The 15246-nt window shown below is 73.8% G+C and carries 16 protein-coding genes; 3 read left to right on the top strand and 13 right to left on the bottom strand.

From position 1 onward, the window contains the following. Positions 1 to 78 precede the first annotated feature (78 nt). On the bottom strand, positions 79 to 786 hold the full coding sequence (locus AB0O09_RS07235) for a hypothetical protein (protein WP_363540579.1): 708 nt from the start codon (positions 784 to 786) through the stop codon (positions 79 to 81). Positions 787 to 985: 199 nt separating this feature from the next. Here AB0O09_RS07235 and AB0O09_RS07240 point away from each other — a divergent pair, with 199 nt between their 5' ends. Both AB0O09_RS07240 and AB0O09_RS07245 read left to right on the top strand, forming a co-directional pair. Next, positions 986 to 1492: a DinB family protein gene (locus AB0O09_RS07240; protein ID WP_363540580.1), complete on the top strand. Its 507-nt coding sequence runs from the start codon at positions 986 to 988 to the stop codon at positions 1490 to 1492. A 64-nt stretch (positions 1493 to 1556) separates the two neighbouring features. Next, positions 1557 to 1940, top strand: coding sequence for a VOC family protein (locus AB0O09_RS07245; RefSeq protein ID WP_363540581.1), 384 nt, complete (start codon positions 1557 to 1559; stop codon positions 1938 to 1940). A gap of 29 nt (positions 1941 to 1969) precedes the next feature. Here the strand turns inward: AB0O09_RS07245 and AB0O09_RS07250 are convergent, their stop codons facing one another. Then, the gene (locus tag AB0O09_RS07250; protein WP_363540745.1) at positions 1970 to 2362 is read right to left on the bottom strand and encodes a YciI family protein; all 393 of its coding nucleotides are present in this window, start codon (positions 2360 to 2362) and stop codon (positions 1970 to 1972) included. A 209-nt stretch (positions 2363 to 2571) separates the two neighbouring features. Then, positions 2572 to 3057, bottom strand: coding sequence for a carboxymuconolactone decarboxylase family protein (locus AB0O09_RS07255; protein WP_363540746.1), 486 nt, complete (start codon positions 3055 to 3057; stop codon positions 2572 to 2574). A 171-nt stretch (positions 3058 to 3228) separates the two neighbouring features. Between AB0O09_RS07255 and AB0O09_RS07260 the strand changes: the two genes are divergently transcribed. Then, the gene (locus tag AB0O09_RS07260) at positions 3229 to 4149 is read left to right on the top strand and encodes an RNA polymerase sigma-70 factor (RefSeq protein ID WP_363540582.1); all 921 of its coding nucleotides are present in this window, start codon (positions 3229 to 3231) and stop codon (positions 4147 to 4149) included. Positions 4150 to 4203: 54 nt separating this feature from the next. On the opposite strand, the gene AB0O09_RS07265 is transcribed toward AB0O09_RS07260, so the two are convergent. The 10 genes from AB0O09_RS07265 to AB0O09_RS07310 form a co-directional block, all read right to left on the bottom strand. Continuing rightward, the gene (locus tag AB0O09_RS07265) at positions 4204 to 5034 is read right to left on the bottom strand and encodes a hypothetical protein (RefSeq protein WP_363540583.1); all 831 of its coding nucleotides are present in this window, start codon (positions 5032 to 5034) and stop codon (positions 4204 to 4206) included. A 73-nt stretch (positions 5035 to 5107) separates the two neighbouring features. Then, positions 5108 to 6259: a hypothetical protein gene (locus AB0O09_RS07270; RefSeq protein WP_363540584.1), complete on the bottom strand. Its 1152-nt coding sequence runs from the start codon at positions 6257 to 6259 to the stop codon at positions 5108 to 5110. Between the two features lie 354 nt (positions 6260 to 6613). After that, on the bottom strand, positions 6614 to 7438 hold the full coding sequence (locus tag AB0O09_RS07275) for a sigma-70 family RNA polymerase sigma factor (RefSeq protein WP_363540585.1): 825 nt from the start codon (positions 7436 to 7438) through the stop codon (positions 6614 to 6616). 548 nt (positions 7439 to 7986) lie between these two features. Continuing rightward, on the bottom strand, positions 7987 to 8463 hold the full coding sequence (locus AB0O09_RS07280; RefSeq protein WP_363540586.1) for a hypothetical protein: 477 nt from the start codon (positions 8461 to 8463) through the stop codon (positions 7987 to 7989). Beyond that, positions 8460 to 9464, bottom strand: coding sequence for an SCO0930 family lipoprotein (locus AB0O09_RS07285; protein ID WP_363540587.1), 1005 nt, complete (start codon positions 9462 to 9464; stop codon positions 8460 to 8462). Before AB0O09_RS07285 ends, AB0O09_RS07280 begins: the two co-directional genes overlap by 4 nt. A gap of 173 nt (positions 9465 to 9637) precedes the next feature. After that, complete coding sequence (locus AB0O09_RS07290) at positions 9638 to 11074, bottom strand: NADH-ubiquinone oxidoreductase-F iron-sulfur binding region domain-containing protein (protein ID WP_344623297.1); 1437 nt, start codon at positions 11072 to 11074, stop codon at positions 9638 to 9640. After that, complete coding sequence (locus AB0O09_RS07295) at positions 11071 to 11730, bottom strand: hypothetical protein (RefSeq protein WP_344623298.1); 660 nt, start codon at positions 11728 to 11730, stop codon at positions 11071 to 11073. The genes AB0O09_RS07290 and AB0O09_RS07295 overlap by 4 nt, the downstream gene beginning before the upstream one ends. A gap of 310 nt (positions 11731 to 12040) precedes the next feature. After that, positions 12041 to 13426: a DUF1996 domain-containing protein gene (locus AB0O09_RS07300; protein WP_363540588.1), complete on the bottom strand. Its 1386-nt coding sequence runs from the start codon at positions 13424 to 13426 to the stop codon at positions 12041 to 12043. 70 nt (positions 13427 to 13496) lie between these two features. Then, the gene (locus AB0O09_RS07305; protein ID WP_363540589.1) at positions 13497 to 14159 is read right to left on the bottom strand and encodes a DUF4142 domain-containing protein; all 663 of its coding nucleotides are present in this window, start codon (positions 14157 to 14159) and stop codon (positions 13497 to 13499) included. Positions 14160 to 14421: 262 nt separating this feature from the next. Continuing rightward, positions 14422 to 15189, bottom strand: coding sequence for a helix-turn-helix domain-containing protein (locus AB0O09_RS07310; RefSeq protein WP_344623301.1), 768 nt, complete (start codon positions 15187 to 15189; stop codon positions 14422 to 14424). Positions 15190 to 15246 lie beyond the last annotated feature (57 nt).

Here is a 15246-nt window from a genome sequence, read left to right on the forward strand (position 1 = left end):
CGTGTGTCCCCGGGTTGGCGGCGCCCCCGGCCGGGGGGGCCCGCGCCGACGGTGGGGTCCCGACGGTGGCCCCGGGGCTCAGGAGGAGCGGACCTCGCTCAGGCAGAGCGTGTAGACCTTCGAACCGCGCTCCTGGACGTACGCGGCGTCGGTCTGCGGGTAGCCCTTGCAGACGTCGGCGTCGGACACCTCGAACCGGGCGATGATCCGGAACTCGGCGTCCCAGCCGGAGCAGTCGACCACGCTGAGGTCGGGCCGGTAGTCGCTGCCGGTGTTGTTGACGCAGTCGCCGACGTCGGCGTAGTCGGGGTCGCGCTGCGCCGCGAACGCAACGGCAGCGACGACCAGCACCGGCAGCAGCAGGCCGAGGATCTCCACCCGCCGCAGCAGCGGCCGGCCCGGCGTCAGCGGGACACCGGGGGCGCCCGGGACGGGCGGGGCCAGCCTGCGGATCTTCGCCAGGGCCACCAGGTTGACCAGCATGGTGACCGGGTTGATCACCATCGAGGCGATGCCCCACCAGCCCTGCCAGAGGCTCTTCGCCGTCATGTCCCGGAAGACCGCGGTGCCGCAGTCGCGGCAGAACGGGCCGCGCAGTTTCAGGAAGCGCATCACCACCAGGAATCCCTGGTGGCCGCGGACGGTGGCCTGCACGGCCGGCACCGAGCCGCAGCAGCGGCAGAACGGCCCCGCGGCGAAGCCCCCGCCGGGGCCGGGAGCCGCCGCCGACGGGTCGGGAACCGTCGCGGACGGGTCGGACGGGAGCTGCGGTGCGGGTACGGACATGCGGATCCTCTACGGGGGCGGGGTGGGTGAGCAGGGCGGATGCTATCGGTGCGCACCGCCGCCGCGTCACCCCTTTTCTCCGCGGCCGGCGTGCGGTCCCCGGAGGCTCCGTCAGATCGCCTGCGGCGAGCAGGGATCGGTTCTGCGGGTGTGCGAAACCGCTGGACAGGCGGGCGCCGCATGGAAGATCATCCAGTCGATGACTACACGAACCGACGTACCCGCGGCCCTGGACGAGCGCACCCAGCTCACCACCTTCCTCGACTACGCCCGCGCCACCGCACGGGCCAAGTGCGAGGGAGTCAGTGCCGAGAACGCCCGGCGCGCTCCGCTGCCCGGCTCGCCCCTGATGACCCTCGCCGGCCTGATCAACCATCTCCGGTGGGTCGAGCACTGGTGGTTCGAGGTCATGTTCCTCGGCGAGGAGGACCGCGGCCCCTGGACGGACGAGGACCCCGACCGGGAGATGCGGATCGCCGTCGACCGCCCGCTCGACGAGCTGCTCGCCGAGTACGAGGCCGCGTGTGCCCGCCACCGCGAGCTGGTCGCCGCCCACCCCCTCGACACGGTGGCCAAGCGCACCCGCGGCGACGGCGGCCGGTTCGACCTGCGGTGGATCCTGCTGCACATGACCGAGGAGACCGCCCGGCACAACGGACACCTCGACATCCTCCGCGAGCTCGTCGACGGCACCACCGGCGCCTGACGGAGCGTCCCGCGGCACACCGCGGGCGGGCCGGGGACCCGGGTCGTCGCCGTACACTGACGGCATGGCATGCCGCATCAGTGAGCTGGTCCTCGACGCGGCCGACCCCGGCCTGCTCGCCGCCTTCTGGAGCGAGGTCCTCGGCTACGTCGAACTCGGCCGCGAGGACGACGGGAGCATCGAGATCGGGCCGCCCGGCACCGGCTTCGGCGGCCCGCAGCCCACCCTCGTCATCGGCCCCACCACCGACCCCCGGCCGACGAAGCTCCGCCTGCACATCGACGTCAGCGCCACCGACCGCGACCAGGAGGCCGAACTGGCGCGGCTGCTCGCCCTCGGCGCCCGGCACGCCGACGTCGGCCAGACCGGCACCGAGAGCTGGTACGTCCTGGCCGACCCGGAGGGCAACGAGTTCTGCCTGCTGCGCCGCCGGATCGAGCCCGTCTGACGGGCGTCGGCCCAGCCGCTGCCGTCGGATCAGCCGGTGCCGTCGGCCGCGCCCATGCCGAACGAGTCGTGGACGGGCCGCACTTCGACCGCCACGACGTGGAAGTCGACCACCCGTCCGGCGATCTCGCGGGCCCGCTCCGGGCTCGCGCAGTCGAGCACGTAGTAGGCGGTCAGCTGTTCTGCCGCGGCGGTGAGCGGCCCGTCCGACGCGACCGCGCCGCCGTCCCCGCCGACCCCGCCGTCCCCGCGGGCCGGCCGGAGCGTGGTGGTGTCCGCTGGGTAGGCCAGCCCGGCACCGTTGAGCAGCTCGCCGGAGTCCGCCAGGTCCCGGTGCAGCGCCTCGTGCCGGGCGAACACCTCGGCCCGCTGCTCGGCCGTCATCGCCGCGGTCGCCGCCGGGTCCGCGTACATCAGCACCATGTACTTCACGGCGCCCAGCCTGACACCGATGCGGGCGCTCCGGCGCGCACATCCCCGAGCTGCCGCGCCGGGCCGGACGCGAACGAGTGGCACCACCGGCCCCGGCGGCGGGCGGTGGACGCCGGCCCTCGTCCCGGAGGACTGAACCGGCCCCGGACCGGGCCGGTCCGGGGCCGTTCGCGGCAGTCCGGGGCCGTTCAGGTCGGTGGTCAGCCGAGGGCGGCGGCGAACATGCCGGCCTCGTAGGAGCCGCCCTTCTGGTGCACGATCACGGCGAGCCGGTTGGCCGCGTTGATCAGGGCGACCAGGGCGACCAGCGCCGCGATCTGGTCGTCGTCGTAGTGCTTGCGCACCAGGGCCCAGGTCCTGTCGGACACGCCCTCGTGGGCGTCGGCGAGCCGGGTGCCCTCCTCGGCGAGCGCGAGCGCGGCCTGCTCCGCCTCGGTGAACACGGTGGACTCGCGCCAGGCGGCGACCAGGTGCAGCCGGGCGGCGTCCTCGCCGGCGGCCGTGGCCTCCTTGGTGTGCATGTCGATGCACCAGCCGCAGCCGTTGATCTGGCTGGCCCGCAGCGAGACCAGTTCCTGGGTGGTCCGCGGCAGCGGCGACTGGTGGATCACCAGGCCGGCGTTGGCGAACCGCTTGGCGAACTTCGCGGCGAGCTCGTTCTCGAACAGGTTGAACCGGGCGTCCATGACGTCGTCCTCACTCGTGGTGTGCACTGGCGACCACAAGATGCCGCCGCCCCGGCCCGCGTGACGGCCCGTCGGTGTGACGAGCGCCACGTCCCGCGGGTGTCACGCGGCGGCCGCGGGCGGCGTCCTGTGGGCGTGACGCGGACGCGAGCGAGCGGGCAGGAGCAGCCGGTGGAGAACGGGCAGAGCGGGCGGAGCGGGGCCCCGGCGGGGACGGATCCGGCGACCGAGGCGTTCGTCGAGCATCGCAACCTGCTGTTCACCGTCGCGTACGAGATGCTCGGCTCGGCCGCGGACGCGGAGGACGTGCTGCAGGAGACCTGGCTGCGGTGGGCGGGCGTCGACCTCGCCGAGGTGCGGGAGCCCCGCGCGTACCTCGTCCGGATCACCACCCGGCAGGCGCTCGGCCGGCTGCGGACGCTCGGCCGGCGCCGGGAGTCCTACGTCGGGTCCTGGCTGCCGGAGCCGCTGCTCACCGCACCGGACGTGGCCGAGGACGTCGAACTGGCCGACAGCGTCTCGATGGCGATGCTGCTGGTGCTGGAGACGCTCGCGCCGACCGAACGGGCGGTGTTCGTGCTGCGCGAGGTGTTCGACCTCGAGTACGGGGAGATCGCCGAGGCCGTCGGCAAGAGCCCCGCGACCGTACGCCAGATCGCGCACCGGGCGCGGGCGCACGTCGCGGCGCGGCGGCCGCGCGGGGCGGTGTCCCCGGCCGAGACCCGGGACGCACTGGACGCGTTCCGGCGGGCGACCGAGACGGGCGACCTGCAGGGCCTGCTCGACGTCCTCGCGCCGGACGTCGTCCTGCTGGGCGACGGCGGCGGGATCAAGCAGGCGGTGCTCCGGCCGGTCGTGGGCGCCGACAAGGTGGCCCGGCTGCTGGCCGCCGGCTTCGGCAGGCTCACCGCCGACCGGGCGCTCCAGCCGGCCCAGGTCAACGGCTGGCCGGCGCTGGTGCTGCGGCTCGACGGCGAGCTCGACACCGTCCTGGCGCTGCGCTTCGAGGACGGCCTGGTCACCGGCCTCTACGCGGTCCGCAACCCCGAGAAGCTGTCCCGGATGGGGCAGGAGACCGAACTCTGCCGCTGAGCCACGGGCCGGGCCGGCCGCCGCCCGGCGCCCGGTGAGGGGAGCAGAAGGGGCTTACGGGGTCGGAGGTCCGGCCGAGTGGGCGAGGTGGCGGGCTCGGGCCGCGGCGAGGGCGCGGCGGAGGTCGTCCTCGGGGACCTCGGGGGCGAGTCCGGTCCGGCCGGGGTTCTGTCGTAGGCAGTCGCAGGGGCGACGGTAGGTGCGGTCGTCGGTCGAGGTGTCGAGCAGGTCCGGCAGGGCGGCGAGGCGGGGGTGGGCGCGGACGGCTTCGCGGGCCCGGTGGGCCGCGTCGAGCAGTCGCAGCTCCCACCGCAGGACGCAGTACGAGCAGGCAGGGACGGCCGCCCGGTCGGCCTCGGCCAGCTCGGCGAGGGCGGCGCGGGCGGTCGCGGGCAGGGACTCGTCGGCCGCGGCCTGCCGCAGCAGGAGGCCGCGGGACTCCCGGTCCCGCGGGTCGCACCAGGTGAGCCTCAGCAGGGCGGAGGCCAGCAGGTGGTCGCCGCCGTCCGGAGCGGGTGCGACGAGGTGGATCCGGGTCAGCAGTTGCCCGTCCCCTGCCGTCTCCCGCTCGTCCGGTGCGCGCCGGACCTCCCAGTCCAGCTCGAAGCGTGCGGCGTCGGCCTCGCCGTCCACCGGGAACTCCAGCGTGCACCGCCGCCCGCCGTGCACGGTGGGCACGAGCTCCAGGTGCGTCGCCGGGCCGTCGGCGGTGTCGTGCCTCCGGCGCACCCGCACGACCGGGCGGGCCGCGGGCATCACCAGCCGCAGCACGGGGCCGCGGGCCGGCCACCCCGGGGCCGGCGGCACCACCCGGAGCAACGACCTGCCGCCGTCGAGGCCGAGCGGCACCATCTCGTCGTGCGTGACGTCCAGTTCCCAGTCCATCCGCGCTCCCTTCCCCGGCTACCGACGTGCTTCCGGGCGGCACCGGTTGCATCCGGCCGGCCGTGCGGGCCGTTCACGGGGACGCGAGGTCGCCGACGAGCCGTTCGAGGCTGCGGCGCAGCACCTGGCAGGCGCGCCGGTCGGGTCCGGAGTGGGCGGGCTCGGCGGTCATCGCCGCCCAGTGGGCCAGCCGGGTGACGGCCCGGTGGTGGAGTTCGGGGCGGGGCGTGCCGGCGGGGAGGCCGAGCCGGGCGGCCGGGTCGGTGCCGTACTCGCCGGCCACGCGGCGGAGTTCGAGCCGGTCGGGGTCGGAGAGGCCGGTGAGGCGCCCGTCGTAGCAGTCCCGTAGCACGGTGAGTTCGCGGAAGGCGTGCTGCTGCACCTCCAGGTCGACGAAGCGGCCGACGGCCCGGTCGACGGCGGCCCGGTCGCGGGCCGCGGCGGCGTCGGTGGCGGGCGGCAGGAGGGCGGGCAGGGTGTGGGCGCGGTCGACGATGCGGCGCAGTTTGAGGAGGTCGGCGCGGGCCCCGAAGTGGTCGGCGAGCAGCAGGCGGAAGTCGGCGAGGCCGCTGCGCCGGTCGAGTTCGGTGCGCAGCTCGGGCAGCCGGTGGACGCCGTCGCGGACGAGCCCGCAGGCGAGGGTGAGGCCGTAGCCCGCGAGGAGGCCGAAGAGCCGGGCGCGGCGGTCCGCGGGGACGGGCAGGTCGGGGTAGGGGCGGGTGGTGAAGTACGGTCCGCGGGCGGCCCGTTTGGCGAGCAGGGCGGGTTCGACGGCGGCGAGGGCGGTGAGGTCGGCGAAGTCCTGCTCGGTGAGCTGTCCGGCGGCCGCGCCGACGAGGCTGCAGACCGGCCGCAGGTCGTACATCAGGCGGGTGCCGCCGCCGGCGGTCATGACCCGGTCCGCGACGCGGCGGCCCTCGGCGAGCGGGTCGGGGTGCTCGGGCCAGTACAGCTCGGCCTTGGTGAGCCGGCCGCCGAGCGGGACCGGGGCCCGTTCGCCGAGGTCGCGTTTGAACTCGTCCCGGTAGGAGCCCGGTTCCGCCCGTTTGCGGTTCTCCGCCGCGGACCCGACGAGCAGTCTGCCGTCCTCGCCGACGGAGACCGCCGACGGCCACGACAGCAGTCCGCTGGACGGCTCCTTCACCAGCCGCTCGCCCCGGTCCGCCACCACGGCCGCGGCCGAGGAGGACGTCCCGAAGTCCACCACGAGCACCGGCGCTGCCATGCCCCACCCCCTGGACGCATCCGGCCGGTCACAGAGCGTGCCGATCTGGATGTGCCGCGAGACTAGCAGCGCGGAATCCTCCGGCTCCGGCGCTTCCCGGCCCCCGAGGGACACCGATGCGATCTCGTAATCGACCGTCCAAGCAAGAATGTTGATGGACCGTCAGACAATGTGAGCGAGTCGTGCCGACCTCGTCGGACACAGGAGCGGGGGTGCTGCGGGCCTGACGGGCCGGCGGGGATCCGCCCCCGGCGCCGCCCGGGGAGCGCGACCGCGGGGACGGGCCGCCGGTGCCGCCCGTGCGGGCCCGGCCGGCACCGGCGGCGACCGTGGCGGCCGGGCGGCCCGCCGGGGTCAGCAGGGCGCCACCGCCTCGGGCCCGATGGGTATCAGGGACGAGGTGACGATGCGGCGGTTGGCCTGGCGGAACTCCTCGGCCACCCGGCCGCAGCTCAGGCACTCGTCGAGGTGCCGCGCCAGCTCCCGTCCGCGCCGCCGGCCCGGGCGGCGCACGGCGCCGGCCAGCAGCGAGGTGAAGTAGCGGCACTCCAGGCCGGTGCCCTCGTCCACGTGCGCCCGCAGGTACGCCTCGCGCAGCCCGGACCGGGCGCGGGCGGCGAGGGAGCGCACCCCGCTCGGCGTCATGCTCATCCGCTTGCCGACGGTGGCGGCGGACTCGCCCTCCACCACGAAGAACCAGAGCAGCACCTGCCAGCGTTCGGGCAGGGCGCGGAAGGCTCGCGCGATCAGCTCCGCCTCCTCGGCGGCGAGCTGCGCACCCTCGGTGGCCGTCTCGTCGGCCAGGTGGTCGGCCCAGCTGTGGAAGTCCTCCGGCAGCAGGACGCGGTCCGTGGTCTGGGCGCTCCACTCCATCGCCGTCCGGCGGACGCACGCCTTCAGGTACGGGCGCCAGGCGTGCCGCGGCCCTCGGCCGCGGGCGACGGAGTGGTAGGTGCTGGCGTAGGCCTCGGCGGCGAGGTCCTGCGCGGTCTGCAGGTCGCGGCAGTAGCGGCGGGCGTAGGCGAGCACCGCGCCGTGGTGCCGCGTGAACACCTCGGCCATCACCTCCCGGATGCGGGAGGTTCCGGTCGGGGTCGGGGCGGCGATCGCCTCCGCGAGTTCGGCGTCGCTCAGCGCGCTCAAACCGGACTCGGGGGTACTACTGGTACGAGGGGTCACCCTGTTCCTCCTCAGCTCTGGCCTTCTCACGGGGGGAGTTCGCGGGGCCTGGCCGGCGTGTCGGCCGCACGGGCCGGGACGGGGAACTGCCTGAACGAAAGGCATCGACGGCGTTTCGCTGCTGGGGCCGTCGGGACGGTGTGGCGGAAGGGCCACAGCACACCAGTCCCACGGGTTTCAGTGCAACAGTCTTCAAAACGGCAGCGCGCCGGACGATTCCGGATCCGAATGTGGGGGAATCGCGTGCATCGCGTCACGGCTGCGTCTCGATGCCGCCGGACGCGCTCCCACCGCTGGTGGGCGCGTCGGCCGACACTCTGGCGCGACCGCGTCAAGTGGAACGGCCGCGAAAAGTGCGGAAAGTTCATACAGCATTTGCATGGTTGAGCGCCCCCGGCGGGCTTCTTGTGTGACAGAGTGTCAGCAATTTGGGTGACGCTCCGACACATCCCGTGCAGCGCACAGCGACAACACGCGTGCAAGAGGGCGGGGTCACCCCCGGCCGCTGCCGGCGGTGACCCCGCCCTCTGGTTGCTGTGCGTGCCCGGCTACCCCCCGCCGGTGTGCTCGTGCGTTCCGCTGTGGTCGGCCCCGTTCACCACCTTTCCGCCCAGGAGGCCGTGGAGTTGGTCCGCGGTGGCGTCGGAGAGCACCACCACCCAGTCGTCGCCCACCAGATAGGACCCGCCGTAGGCCTCGGCTTCGGTGATCCAGGCCTGCTGGGCCCGCGCCTCCGGGAAGGTCGCGATCCAGATCTCCTCGCCGCCCGAGGTGCACAGTCCCTGGCGGAGGTCGGCCGTGTCCGCGGTGATCTCGGCCGTGCAGCCGATCCGCCGGGCCAGCAGTTCCACCGAGTTGTCGGCGGGGCGCTGGGCGGCCTGCGAGGTGCCGGCCAGTCCTCCCGGCCCCCAGAGGAGTTCGAAGACCCCGAGGAGGAGCAGGAGGACCAGCGCGGACCACTTCAGCGCGGTGCGGACGGAACGGCCGTCCCCGGGCGGCTCGAGGGCCGCGCTCAGGGCCCTCACTTGCCGGCCGCCGCCTTGCCCTGCGGGTTGATGGCCGTCCACAGGCCGTTGGCCAGGCCGTTCCCGAGCGCGTCGCCGGCGCTCTTGTCACCGGTGTAGAGGTAGGCGGGCGTGCAGTTGATGCTCAGCTGCCAGGAACCGTCCGAGCGCTGCATCTTGCCGATCAGCTTCGGGTCCACGCCCTTGATCTTCTTGGGGTCGACCGGCGGCGCGGGCGTCCAGGTCTTGAGGCACTCCCCCTCGCAGTTGGACTTCATCGGCCAGGCGGTGTCCTTGCCGAAGTGGTAGAGCGTCATGCCGTTGGCGTCCACCATGATCGGGCCGAGCTGCGGGTGGTTGAAGATCGAGATCTGCACGCCGGCCGGGGCCTGCTGGGTCATCGACGGCATGGCGGTCGGCTGCGCGGACGCGGTGGCGCCGCCGGCCTTGGCCTTGCTCCCGTCCGGAGCCAGGGCGTGCCAGGTGCCGCCCACGCCCTCGCCCTTGGTGTCACCGGGCGCGGAGTCCTGCGCGTAGCGGTAGGCGGGCCAGCCGCCGACCGTCAGCTGCCGCGAGCCGTCGGCCCGGGTGATCTCGCCGAGCTTGCCGGCGTCGACGCCGGTGCCCGCCGTGGTGGCGTCGTCCTTCAGCACGGGCGGCCAGGTGGTGGCGCAGGTCCCCGCGCAGTTGGACGCCGGCGGCTTGGCGGTGTCCTTGTCGAAGCGGTAGAGGGTGAAGCCCTCGCCGTCCGTCAGCACCGGGCCGAGCTTCTCGTCGACGCGGACGGCCAGCTGGCCTCCCGGCTTGCCCGCGGTGCCCGCCGGCGCGGAGGACCCGTAGTCGCCGTAGGCGCCGCCTCCGCCCGCCGGGGCCGGGGTGCCGCCCGCCGCGGCCAACTGGCCGGTGTCGGCCTTGCCGTTGGACGGGCTGGCGCTGCTGTTGGCGCTCCCGAAGGCCGCCATGAGCACGAGGCCGGCCAGCAGGAGGCAGACCGCCACGAGGCCGTATCGTTTCGTGGTCATCGTCAAGATCTTCCTAGCCTTTCCATCGGTGGTGCTGTTCGAGGGATCGCTGGTCGAGGTCGTTCGGTCAGGGGTGTCGTAGGTACAGGTGGGTCGGGGGTGTCGGTACAGGGGTGTCGTAGGTACAGGGGGTGTCGTGGGTCAGGGGTCGTTCGGTCGGGGAGGTGCGGGGATCACTGGATCTTCAGGGCCAGCGCCGGGCACCGGTCGACCGCGCGGGCGGCCTGCTGGAGCAGCTCCGGCGGGACGGGCATGACGCCGGCCGCGGGGAAGCCGTCCGCCTCCAGGCTGATGACCTCGGGAAGGACGCTGGTGCACAGGCCGTGCGCCTCGCAGAGGGTCCAGTCCACGACGATCGTCCCGGCGCTCTCCATGACCGGCATGGGGAGCACGTCCTGGACGGGCCGGCCGCAGCCGTACTGGTAGGTGTGCATCTGCAGGTCCTCGTCGAAGACCTCCAGCGCCGAGGCGACGAACCGGGCGGCGGCGTCGGGATGGCTGCACGCACCCCGGCCGGTGACCGCCTTCATCCGGGACTCGACGGCCTCCAGGGCGGGCCGGCCGCCGCCCTTCACCACCTGCTCCAGCTCCTTCACCAAGGCCGGCAGACCGAGGTAGCAGGGCCCGCACTGGCCCGCCGTCTCGTCCGCCAGCCAGCGAGCGACCCGGAGGACCTCACCGAGCGGGCAGGTGGTGTGCGGCAGCGGGAGGAGCGCCCCGGCGCCCAGTGCCCCGCCGAGGCTCTGCAGGGACTGCCGGGAGACCGTCGCCTTGCCGGCCGCCTCGGGGCTGAGCCACTTGCCGTGGTAGCCGCCGGTCAGCACGCCCTGGCCGATCTCCAGGTCGAACAGCGCAAGCAGTTGCGGGAGCGGGACGCCGAGGGGCGTCTCCACCACCTGGCGGCCGGCCAGGGTGAGCAGGACCGTCCCGGGCTCCGACGGGGTGCCGGACTCCCGGTAGGGCAGCGCCCCCAACCGGGCGGCGACGGCGAGCTGCGCGTACGTCTCGGCGTTGGACAGCAGGGTCGGCAGGCCGCGGACGCCGCTGTCGCTCGTCCGGACCTTGCCGCCGCGCGGCAGGGCGATCCCGCTGGTGATGCCACGGGCCAGCGAGCTGCCCTCGCCCGAGACGAACCGCTCGGGCAGCCGGGCGACGTTGACCGGCACCCGGGTCGTCCGCCGCTCGGCCAGCGCCCGGCGCAGCGACTGCTCGGTGTCGGCGCGGGTGACCCCGAGCACCACCTGCTCGGCGTCCAGGGCCTCGGCTGCCAGCAGGGCCCCGTCCACGACGAGGTGGGGGGTGCGCAGCAGCAGGGCCGCGTCCTTGAGACAACTCGGTTCTCCTTCCGTTCCGTTGACCACCACGACCGGGCGGGTGCGGCGCCGGGCGGCCGACTTGACGACGGCCCGGAGCTTCCTCGCGAACGGGAAGCCGGCGCCGCCGCGACCCCGAAGGTCGACGTTCTCGGCGAGGTCCGCGAGGTCCTCGGCCTTCATCGGGGACAGCCGGCCGTGGACGACCAGGTGTTCGCGGTAGTCCAGTTGCTCGCTGTGCTCCAGGCCGGCGAAGAGCACGGGCCGGCCGAGCCAGGCGATCGGGGCGCCGCTCATCCGTCCTGCCTGCGTCGTCCGGTGCCGGCCCCGACCGTCGGCCGGCCGGCCGTGTCGGGCCGGACGGCGGTGGCCGGGCGGCGCGGGGCGCCGCGGTCCTGGAAGGCCATCCGCAGCCCGAGGGCCACGATCACGCCGACCACGGCCACGCAGTACATGACGGTGATGTAGGTGGCGGGCAGCCGGCCCGCGTTGAGTCCGTGGACCAGGCCGGCGCCCCAGGCCGGGTAGGCGAGGACGTGGACGATCCGCCAGCGCCGCGAGTCGCCGGTGCGGGCCAGCAGGCCGCGGGCCGCGCCGGCGAGTGCGACCGTGAGGAGCACGTAGCCGGAGAGCACGCCGAGGCCGTAGAGCACCGGCTTCTGCGGGTCGGCGAAGGGGACGAACGCGCCGAGGGCGCCGATCTGGTCCTGGATCAGGTTCATCCACACGTGCAGGACGAGGAAGACCACGCCGCTGATGCCCATCACCCGGTGGATCGCCTGGGCGGCGAGCCGATGGACGGGGTACAGCAGCAGCCGGTCGGTCGCCGCCAGCCCCCACAGCACGGCGGAGGTGAACGACACCAGGGCGAGCACCCCGGCGGCGATGCCGAGGAAGGCCTGCAGTGCGCCGTTGACGGCGACGGCCGTGAGGCCGAGCCCCGCCGCCAGCACGGGGAGGAACGACCAGACCGAACGGGGCTGCCGGCCGCCGGCCTCGGGCCGGTCCGCCGCGACCGCGGCGGGTGCCTGCTCGCTGCGCGCGGCCCGGTCCGACCGGTTCGCCTGGCGTGTTCGGGCCGCTCGGCCCGCTCGCGCCGGCCCTGCGGCCGAATGCCAGGATCGGCGTCCTTGACCTGTCAACATCGCTGAGCCCTCCGGCTGTGTCCTTGCTCTGCTCGAATGGCGCCCGGTCCCACCGGGCCGGCCGCGCGAGGGGTCGCGGCCCGGGCCGCCCGGGGTGAGCCCGGGGCGGCCCGACGAATCAGCCGCAGCGGCGACCCTCGTTGATGCAACTCACCATCTGGTCCAGCAGGTTGCGGTTCATCACGTTGATGAAGTCGCCGTGGTCGGTGATCGGGTTGTGGAGCTGCTCGGGGAAGCTGTCGACGGCGAACTTGGCGCCGGACGGCACGTCGTAGGCGACGCGCTCGACCAGCTGGGGGATGGCCCGGAAGTTCCGCGGGCAGCTGCCGTTCTTGGAGAAGGCGGTGTGGGTGCGGTGGTTGGCGCTGTCGATGTTCTTGCCGTCCCAGCAGTCCGGGAACTTCAGCGTCCGCACGACCCGGCTGCCGCCCGGGCAGATCGGGTACTTGTCGGCGAGCTGGCGGTCCTCGAAGCCGGTGCAGCTCCAGGAGGCGTGGGCGTTGGCCGGCCCGTTGGTGAGCGCCTTGGCGTCACCGGTGATGATCCGCAGGAAGCGGGTCATCGGCTGGACGCGGCTGCCGTTCGGGGAGCTGTAGGTGATCCCGACCTCGGCGGGCTGCAGGATGCGTCCGACGTTCTTGTCCTTGCCGCCGCCCGGTGCCTTGGCGTCCTTGTCGTTGGTGCCGTCGAGGAGCCGCAGCACCGGCCAGTAGTAGGCCGACTGGTCGCCGTTGGAGCAGGTGGTGCCGGCACCGGCGAGCTTCCCGTTGGAGGAGAAGCCGTCGGTGATGCGGTTGCCGACGTAGTCGTGCATGTGGTGGGCGCCGTTGCCGACGCCGGGCGCGACGATGACGTTGTCGGGGTTGAGGTGGCGGTTCTCGTTGCGTCCGCAGCGGGAGGTGAAGGTGCCGGTGGCGGGTCCGCTGCGGGTGGGCCGGGCGGTGTTCGGGGCGACGTTGCGGATGTCGACGAAGCCGCGGCCGGGGCCGGACTTCGACCCGCCGGAGCTCTTGCTCTGCGCGGCGACGTTCTGCGCGTCGTTGGCGTAGTCCTTGGTGGAGGCGTCGACCACCAGGTCCTTGCGGATGGCGCAGTTCGCCAGTCCGGACATGTCCTGCGGCAGACCGGAGTCCTTTCCGGCGCTCGCGGCGAGCTTGCGCAGGGTGTCGGACCGTTTGGCGGCCAGGTCGCCCATGACCCGCTTCTCGCCGCCCCCCGAGCCGGGCTCGGAGAGGCTGCGGTAGGCGTCCGCGACCTGCACGTCGAGGTCGGCGAGGTCCCGGTCGACGTCCGCACGGGCGTTGTCCGGCACCGCGGTCAGACCCAGGCCCACGTCCGCGCAGGCGACCGTGCCCGTCTGCCCGTTGGCCTGTTGCGACCTGGAGGGGCGCTGCCCGGCGAACGCGGCCGCGGCGATGACCGAGCCACCGCCGACCGCCAGCACTCCGGCGAGCAGCAGGGCCAGCATTCTGCGCCCGGCCTTGTCACGTTTGTGAGTCCTCATGTTCGCACTCTCGGTAGTGGTGGACAGGGTATTTACTGCATGTGTCCGGCGCTGCGGACCACGGCTTCGTTCAGCGCTGTCCGGCCGGCTTCGGGCTCGGCGAGGCGGATCCCGCGGGCAGCGCGGAAAGTCCGCCGTAATTGACCAGCCGGGTTTCCTCCAGCACCGTCATGTGGTCGAGCACCGTGGAATTCGCCACGGTTGCCAGGTCCCGGACGGTGGAATTCTGGGTACTGGCGCGCACCTGCGCGACCACCGCGAAGACCTGCCCGTGGGCATTGCGCACGATGTTCGCGAAGAGCCGGTCGAACTCGGCGCCCTGGGCCGCGTCCAGCTGCTGCAGCCAGCCCTTCTGCTGGTCGTTCGGCTCGCTGGGGACGTCCATCCCCAGGGCCGCGGCCGCCTCCAGGTCGGCCCGGTCGAGCGCGGCGTGCCCGTCGACCAGGTGCTGGCCGGCGGTCTTGACCTCGGGCGTGCCACCCTTGGCGAGGGCCATCCGGCCTGCGGGGATCTCCCAGAGTCCGGCCAGCCGGACCCGTTTGACGAAGTCCCGGTCGAGCGCCGTCAGCGGACCCGTCGCGGTCTGCGTCGTCGTTCCCGGCGACGCGCCGCCCGCCTGCGGCGTCCGGTAGGAGCCCGCCGACTTCACGACGGGGACCACCAGCGCGGTCACCGTGGACATCATGGCCACGATGATCGCGAGCGTGGCGAACGACCGCGGGAGACGGCTCACCCTGGGAAGGCCGTAGACGCCTTTCTCGGTTCCGCGTTTCTTCCTGGAAGATGACATCGGTTTCCTATCACGCCGGAGAGGGTGATCGCACCGGCCGCCGCCGGAATTCCTTTTCGGACGGTCCCGACGACCGCGGTGAAAACCCTACGGAACGCGGGGGCGCCCCGTCGGTGAATTCATCAACAATGGACAGATATGGCGACGGCCAGGGACACCGGTCGAAGGTCACGGAATCCGGGGGCGGTCGGGGCGCGCGCAGCACTCACCGGCTGCGGCGGACGTCCTGGCGGGGGCCGAACGTCCGGTGCGGGGGCAGTTCCTCCGCTCTGCGGCGCAGCCGCGCGCATTCGGCGGCCGTGCCGTGGATCTTCAGGGCCAGCAGGATCTCGAAGCGCGCCTGCGAGGTGCGCAGGCTGCTGCCGAAGATCCGCTCCAGCTTGCGGAGCCGGTACCGGACGGTCTGCGGGTGGATGCGCAGCAGCACCGCCGCCTCGGTGGCGCCGCCGCCCTCCAGCCAGGCGAGCAGGGTCTGCTCCATCCGTTCGCGCTGGCGCGGTGTCAGGTCGTTCAGCCGGCCGAGCCACTTGGCCGACAGGCGGCCGGCCAGCAGCGGGTCCTGGAGCAGGAGCACCTCGGCCAGGTGGTCCTCGACGAAGAGGAGTTCCCCTGCGCCGTCCGGCCACTGCGGAGACAGCGAGAGCAGGGTGCGGGCCCAGCGCAGCGAGGCTCCGGCGTCGGACCGGGAGACCACCGGGCCGACCACGGCCGCGCGGCCCTGCAGCCAGCGGGTGAGGTTGCGGCGCATGCTCGGTGCCGGGTCCGGGATCAGCAGGTAGGGCTCGGGTCCGTGCAGGTAGGCGACGACCTTCGCGGTGGAGAGTCCGGGCGGTGGCGGTCCGGGGACGGCGGAGAGGGCCACCGCCTGGACGACTCCGGGGCCGGCCTGCGGCCGGGGCTTGTCGGTGGGCGCGGAGGGCGGGCGCCGGACGAGTTCGCCGCGGCCGCCGCCGGGCAGGGTCAGTGAATCCACGACGCCTCCTTCCACGGCCTGCCGGGCCTGCACCGCGGAGGGCGGTCGCCCGACTCG

The sequence above is a fragment of the Kitasatospora sp. NPDC093679 genome (assembly GCF_040683455.1).
GTDB classification, from domain to species: domain Bacteria; phylum Actinomycetota; class Actinomycetes; order Streptomycetales; family Streptomycetaceae; genus Kitasatospora; species Kitasatospora arboriphila.